Origin of the sequence: Aeromonas sp. R6-1 (assembly GCF_040908165.1) — a bacterium.
Taxonomy (GTDB): domain Bacteria; phylum Pseudomonadota; class Gammaproteobacteria; order Enterobacterales; family Aeromonadaceae; genus Aeromonas; species Aeromonas caviae.
Genome location: NZ_JBFODF010000008.1, coordinates 1 through 7,074 on the forward strand (window position 1 = coordinate 1; position 7,074 = coordinate 7,074).

General features: G+C 45.8%; 4 protein-coding genes. 3 read left to right on the forward strand and 1 reads right to left on the reverse strand.

Going from position 1 to position 7,074, the window contains the following annotated elements; genetic code table 11:
- Positions 1–108: 108 nt before the first annotated feature.
- Positions 109–1,149, forward strand: a complete 1,041-nt coding sequence (locus AB5Y68_RS01460) for an IS481-like element ISAs19 family transposase (protein WP_368206886.1) — start codon at positions 109–111, stop codon at positions 1,147–1,149.
- A 70-nt stretch (positions 1,150–1,219) separates the two neighbouring features.
- Here the strand turns inward: AB5Y68_RS01460 and AB5Y68_RS01465 are convergent, their stop codons facing one another.
- Positions 1,220–4,564 carry an EAL domain-containing protein gene (locus tag AB5Y68_RS01465; RefSeq protein ID WP_368206887.1) on the reverse strand — a complete coding sequence of 1,115 codons (3,345 nt, stop codon included), beginning with the start codon at positions 4,562–4,564 and terminating at the stop codon, positions 1,220–1,222.
- Between the two features lie 359 nt (positions 4,565–4,923).
- On the opposite strand from AB5Y68_RS01465, the gene AB5Y68_RS01470 reads away from it, so the two are divergent.
- Together AB5Y68_RS01470 and AB5Y68_RS01475 are read left to right on the forward strand one after the other, a co-directional pair.
- Complete coding sequence (locus tag AB5Y68_RS01470; RefSeq protein WP_368206888.1) at positions 4,924–5,196, forward strand: Hpt domain-containing protein; 273 nt, start codon at positions 4,924–4,926, stop codon at positions 5,194–5,196.
- A 124-nt stretch (positions 5,197–5,320) separates the two neighbouring features.
- Positions 5,321–6,292, forward strand: a complete 972-nt coding sequence (locus tag AB5Y68_RS01475) for a diguanylate cyclase (protein WP_368206889.1) — start codon at positions 5,321–5,323, stop codon at positions 6,290–6,292.
- Positions 6,293–7,074: the final 782 nt, after the last annotated feature.

A 7,074-nucleotide genomic window follows, 5' to 3' on the forward strand; every position in this document is an offset into this window, starting at 1 on the left:
TGTATGGAGATGGTATTCACCTGACAGTTGCCCACAAAAGGGAGTGGTCATACGGCTTCAAACCGGATAACAAAACGGTACCCCTACCGTGTTATCCGGAGTCACCGTATGACCACCAACGAGAAAGTAGCACGTCGCAAACTCAGCCTGCTAGAGCTCGCCAAAGAGCTCAATAATGTCAGCAAAGCCTGCAAGCTCATCGGCTACAGCCGTCAGCAGTTCTACGAAATTCGCCGTAACTACCAGACCTATGGCGCCGAGGGCTTGCTCGACAAACTCCCCGGCTGTAAAGGCGCTCATCCCAACCGGGTCGCTCCCGAGATTGAGCAAGCCATCCTCGATTACTCTCTCACCAGACCAACCCATGGCCCGCTGCGGGTCGCGCAAGAACTGGCTCTGCAAGGCATCAACGTCAGTGCAGGCGGTGTGCGTGGCGTGTGGCAACGTCACGACTTGCTCTCCAAGCATGACCGCTTGTTGCGCCTCGAGAAAACCCACCGGGAGCAGACCATTGAGCTCAATGACGAGCAGATCCGCCTGTTAGAACGCTTCAGCCCCGAGTTTCGCGAACGCCAGATTGAGGTCCACTACACCGGAGAACTGGTGGCGGTTGACACCTTCTTCGTCGGCGCGCTCAAGGGGGTTGGCAAGGTGTATCTGCAAACCGTGCTGGACTGCTACAGTCGCCATGCCTGGGGACGGCTCTACACCAGCAAGCTGCCGGTGACCTCGGTTCATGTGCTCAATGAAACGGTACTGCCGTTCTTCGAAGCCCATGAGGCTCTGGTCTATACCATCCTGTCAGATAACGGGCGCGAGTTCTGTGGGCGCCCAGACCATCATCCCTACGAGCTGTTCCTGCAACTGGAGGGGATTGAGCACCGGACCACCAAGGTACGCAGGCCGCAGAGCAATGGCTTTATCGAGCGGTTGCACCGCACACTGCTGGATGAGCACTTCCGTATCAAGGGGAGGACGACCTGGTATGAGTCGGTAGAACAGATGCAGACAGACCTGGATAGCTACCTGGAACACTACAACACCGAGCGGCCACATCAGGGCAGGATGATGGAGGGTCAGACCCCCTACAGCATGTTCAAGAAGGGTCTGAAATTGATACCGAAGGAAGTGCGCACTAAAGTAGCGTAAACAAGACACCGGTTTGAGGCCGGTGTCAGGTGATAACTAGATCTGTACACCCTAAATAAGATAGGAGTATTCAGATAGATGAATTTATCGCACAAATTTCATTGGATTGTATCCATGTAATCAAATCATCAAATGCCATTGGCTTTGCAAAATAGTATCCCTGAAAAGCCTCACAGCCATAGCTTTTCAGTCGTTCGAACTGTTCGCAGGTTTCTACACCCTCGGCAATCACTCTTATCCCCATTTCCCCAGCCATTGTGATGATACCTTTGCACACAGCGGCATCCTTTCTGTCGGAAAGAACGCTGTCTACAAAGCTCTTATCAATTTTGACACTCTCTACGGGAAGATCTTTCAAATAGCTGAAGCTGGAGTATCCTGTCCCAAAGTCGTCTATGCTGGTGGTGATACCTTTGCTTTCTAGTTCACGAAGAATATCAATGGCTCCTTCACTATTGCGCATCAAAATACTCTCAGTGAGCTCTAGCTCTAGGTACGTTGGTGGAAGGTTGGTTCTATTCAAAATTCCGAGTAGAGTTGTCATAAATCCCGGCCGATGAAACTGTAATTGGGACAAATTTACTGCCATGCGTCCCTTAAGAATACCCATATCCAAGAGCTGTTTTGCGTCTTTACATGCCTGAGTTGTAACCCAGCGTCCTAGATGAATAATCTGACCGGTCTCTTCCGCAATCGGAATGAAATCAGCAGGGGAGACTAGACCTTTGTTAGGATGTTTCCAGCGAATCAATGCCTCCAGGCCACATATTTCTCCATGCTGATTCACTTGGGGTTGGTAATTAAGGAATAGTTGTCCAGCCTTGATGGCTTCCTGTAGTTCATTACGCAGTATTACGCGCTTGGATAGTTTTGTATCTAAGTCATCGGAATAGGAAACATACGTATCCCTACCGTGTTGTTTCGCTTTGTACATTGCCATATCAGCCTGCTGCAGCATTTTGGCTGATATGTCTATGTTCTCCGTTAGGAAGCTGATGCCGATGCTAGCTGTCACATATAGCTCGTGGACACCAATCTGGTGTACTTGACTTATCTCGCTGAGGAGCAACTCTGCAACCACCTCCGCGTCTTGTTGGCTTTCCAAGTTTGGCAGCAATAACACAAACTCGTCACCACCAAAGCGGGCAAGCGTATCAGTATTGCGTGTAACACTTTGCAGTCGACGAGCGACACTGATAAGTACTTCATCGCCAATGCGATGGCCAAGAGTGTCATTAATTGGTTTAAACGTATCTAAGTCAATGAACAATATCGCAACCAATTTACCGCTGCGCTTTGCTAGAGCAATATCGTGCTCTAAGCGGTCTTCAAGTAAAGAGCGATTAGCTAGGCCAGTCAAAACGTCATGGGTTGCCTGGTAGGCGAGCTGATTTTGTTGTTCCCTCTTTTCAGAAACATCCTTCATGATCGTCGTGTAGTGGGTCACAATACCACTATCATCTTTAACAGGTGTCAGAGATAATTGATTCCAGAAAGGAGTTCCGTCTCGCCGATAGCTCTTGATAGTGAAACGTTTAGCCTCGGCTTTTTCGATGACGCTGCTGATTATATCTGTGCTATCCGCGCCTTTTAGGGAATTGATGATGGCAGGAAATGTACTATTGAAAGCCTCTTCACGGCTGTAACCCGTAATATTCGAAAATGCCGTGTTGGCAAAGGTGATGGGCATCATTTTCGTGCTGACGTCAACCACTAAAACAGCACTGTCGCTGGACTCCAAACTCTTCGTCAGTATCCGCTGATTTTCTTGGGCAAGTAACCTTTCCGTGACATCTTTAACTACGGCATATAATCCGACGACAGCGTCATCGACTAATATTGGTACAAATGAAAATTCGTAATTTCTCCAGCAACCATCAATATTGAGAAACTTCACGTTGAATATCTGTGTAGAGCCATTAATGGCTTTTTTGAATGAGGTGTCAAATGTTCGATAATCTACGTCACTAATTGTACTAGCACTGAGGACGTTGTCGTAGCAAAGCACATCGAGATCTTGCTCAGTAATGCCAGTGATCGCCTTAGCTTTGGCGTTAAGAGATACGTAGCGGCCGTCTTTCGAAAATTCGAAAATAGCATAAGGCGATTGGAAAAATAGAGAGCTGAATCGTTGCTCCTCGATACTTAACTCACGAGCATTTTGTTTCTGTATCGCCGTTATAATTCTTCCTGCTGTCAGTAGATAGCTTATGAACAATCCAAAAAAAAGTATACAAGGAAGTAAGATACCAGGCAGGCTGAACATGTCGACAGCACCGCCTATCACTGTTATGCTTATCGCTGCCCCACCAGGGACCAGAGTCTTTTTATACTCATAGATATTATTGTCATTATCATGAATATGCCATTCATTATCTGAAATATTGTCATGTTCAGATGCTATTCTGACCTCAAAATCGTGGTAAATTATATTACTTATCGGCGGTTGCATATCTCCAATGTTGAACGTTGCAATAAATACTCCTCCACCAGCCCCCCCAGGTATAGTCAGAAATATTGCATCTAATGGATGAGTGCTGTCTGGAAAGAGCCAAGCATCAGAACGTTTCTGCTCACGAATGGAATTAATCCATTGCGAAACATCCAATTTTTTCACCTGGCTTGTTAACCATTTCTTATCCGCTATGGTTCTAGCTTCATTAAGTATTTCTTTATTATCCTCTCCAATTACAAGAAGCGATTTAAGTGAAGGCTCATCTTGAAAGTAGCGAGTTAGCTCAGTCTGCTTGAGAGATTCAGGTATATCAAGGTCAAGTATGGCCCATCGATCAGCTAATCGCTCAATCAAATTAGCTGAAGTATTCAATTCTTGCTCCAATACGGTTGACTGGTAATAAGCAAGAGCATTTGCTAAACGATGTCGTTGAAGATGAATGCCCCAAATGGCTACACTCAGCAGTGTAAACGTACCAATTGCTCCGAGTGCACCTATAGCTGCTGCTGGTGTGTTAATCCTAGTGTTCTCACTGCGTGCAATATGGCAGAGAATGAGTAGAGATAAACCAAACACCAAGCAAAAGAGGCTGGCTCCACGGGAGAAACCAAAGATGAATGGGCTGTTGCCGCTCGTTAAATGTGCTATTAGAGTAATGATACCGATAGATATTCCCACCGCGCCGATGAAGATACCAAACCTGCGGCCAGATTGACTTTTTACTTCGAAAAGGACGACCGCCACCGAGAGTATTATGTAGATGGCAGGAGCAGAGTTGAGGCGATGCTGACCAGTTAGTATGGATAAATGATCGTCAGGTCCTGCCAGAAAATTATGCAATATATTATAGCTGACAATGACTAACAGCAGCAGACTCGTGATGATTCGAATTGATTTCCAACCCATCATCAGAGACACCATGACGACACCGCCAAGCACCAAGGCAAGGGCACCCTCCATGGTTACCATCAATCCTTCTGGTATGTTCAAATGAGGCCAAGCATACGCCGTAAGACTCAACAAGCCTGACATGAAACTGTAGATTAACAGAACATAAAGCCAAGCTTGGAGTCTGATGCTACTGAGAGCTGTTATCATAGATGTGTTATCTCCCCAATCAGAAGATCAATACTGGTGTGCATAGCTAGTCGTTCGGTTACCCCACAGATAACTCATTACGTATCATAAAGTTAATTAGGGAAGGTGCGAATAAGTCACCAAACATAAAAATGCGCCCTTGTAAGTATTTGAATTTAATGAACTAAATTTTTCTGTTTCGTTGTGGAGGGTGCTTATTCGCACCCTCCCTAGCACGCGACATGGCGCGGGAATATCTGGATTCTAATCGTAAAGATGGCGAGGCGATGATACAGGTGCTGGCACGTCAGGATACCCAAGCTCTGGTGGGGATCGCACATCGCATTACTGGGTCAGCCCGCATGGTCGGGCAATCTGCCTTGGCGGCAGAGGCGGCTCAGCTGGAAGTGGCGGCCCGTCAGAATCAGTTGGACAGGATCATTGAATTGAGCCAGAGAGTGCAGACATTGATGGATTCTATCTCACGCGAAATTGGGTTCTGGCTTGATGAGTAACACCCAACACGTATGATGGCGGCGGAGGATTGGGGGGGGGGGATTGTTAAGATCGCACAACCGGGACTGAGTGCCCTCCCCCAGACCTCTACTATTTGGAACTGTTATTTAGGGTTAGCTCGAGATGAATATAATTGACATTTCAGACAGCAGCACGCTGAAGATTTCACATGCAGAAGAGAAGTTTCGATTTCTTTTCGAACATTCACCTATTGGCATGGCCATGATAGATTGTGCTAGCGGAAAGCTCCTCGAAGTAAATAGCTCTATTTTAAAATCATGTGGATATACACGAGAGGATATTTTAAATATTAACTATAGGAAACTCATACCAAAAAAATATGAAGACCAGGTGATTGCGCAGATAGAAGAGCTCAATCGCATTGGCCGTTTTGGGCCAATTGACAAAGAATTAATTCGTAAAGATGGAACGTGTTACCCCGTAAGGGTAAGCGGCATCATTCTTTCAGAAGTTGACGGAAGGAACATTCTTTGGGGGATCATTGAGGATATCAGCGATCAGAAGCATGCAGCTGTTATTAATTACAATTTCACTTTATACGATATGCTGACAAAACTTCCTAATCGTAATCTTTTTACTGAGCGACTTAACCAGGTTATTGCAGCAAATAAGCGTAGTGCCCGCCATGCAGCATTGATATTTATTGACGTTGATAACGTCAAATCGCTCAATGATGAGTATGGGAAATCTGCTGGTGACTTATTGCTGCTTGAAGTGTCCAGCCGACTAAAAAATAGTGTACGAGAAACAGATACAGTGGCTCGATTCGGCGGTGCTGAGTTTGTGGTATTGGCTCGTTGGTTAAGTACGGATAAAGCAGAAGCAACTAATCAAGCTGGTCTTATAGCAAGAAAACTGTTAGCTGCTTTGTCTGCTCCATATAAATTTGATTTAGGTTGTGATAGTCAACCTGATATTTTGATTGAGCACCATTGCACCGCGAGTATCGGTGTTGCCGTATTCAATGCTGACGAAAGAGATCCTTATGACTTCATTGAGTGGGCGGATTCAGCCATATATAAGGTTGAAGAAACGGGGGGAAACTCAATTCTATTTCACGATACAAGCGATTGAGTCGCGATTAAAATTGAGGTATTCCGCTCAACCCAGGCTGTCCGTGAACCGAGTTATACCATAACTGGTTATACATTGATCAGTTGAAAATGGAGAAAAACCATAATCAGGTACTGACTTGAAAAGAGAAGTGGAGCTCACACCACCGAAAAATCCGTAAGTTCTACTCGAACAATCAGGATTTAGAAAGCAATTCTGGATATAGGTTTGCCGACCCTATCGGCCTCTGGAGGATAAGCAACTGGAATTATTTAGATTTCAGAGTAAAACCTAGGGAGGGTGCGAATAAGCACCCTCCACAACGAAACAGAAAAATTTAGTTCATTAAATTCAAATACTTACAAGGGCGCATTTTTATGTTTGGTGACTTATTCGCACCTTCCTTAGTTGTGGACCAATCTCAGCCAGTCGTTTCTTAGCCTTCACACATTGGAACAATTTCCGACAGGTTCTTAACTCTTCAGGGTGCCGCTTCGGATAGCTCATGATGGCAGGGATTAGCTCAGGGATTATGCGCACAATCAGTCGCCCCAACTTAACCTTCTCCTTGCGAGTTGCCAGCCGCCGTTTGAGTTTGTATGCGTAGAATCGGTCTCCAATACGGACATCATCCAGCTCAGCACCAAATATAGATCTCAATGCACGATAAATCCTCTCCTCAAATGAATTCAAATCTAACTTTTCACGACCTGATTACCCATGACCCTCAGCCAGCTTCAAGAGCCGATATGGCATCGGAGGGCTTGCCACGACTGCATGCCCCAATTCAACCAACATGCTCT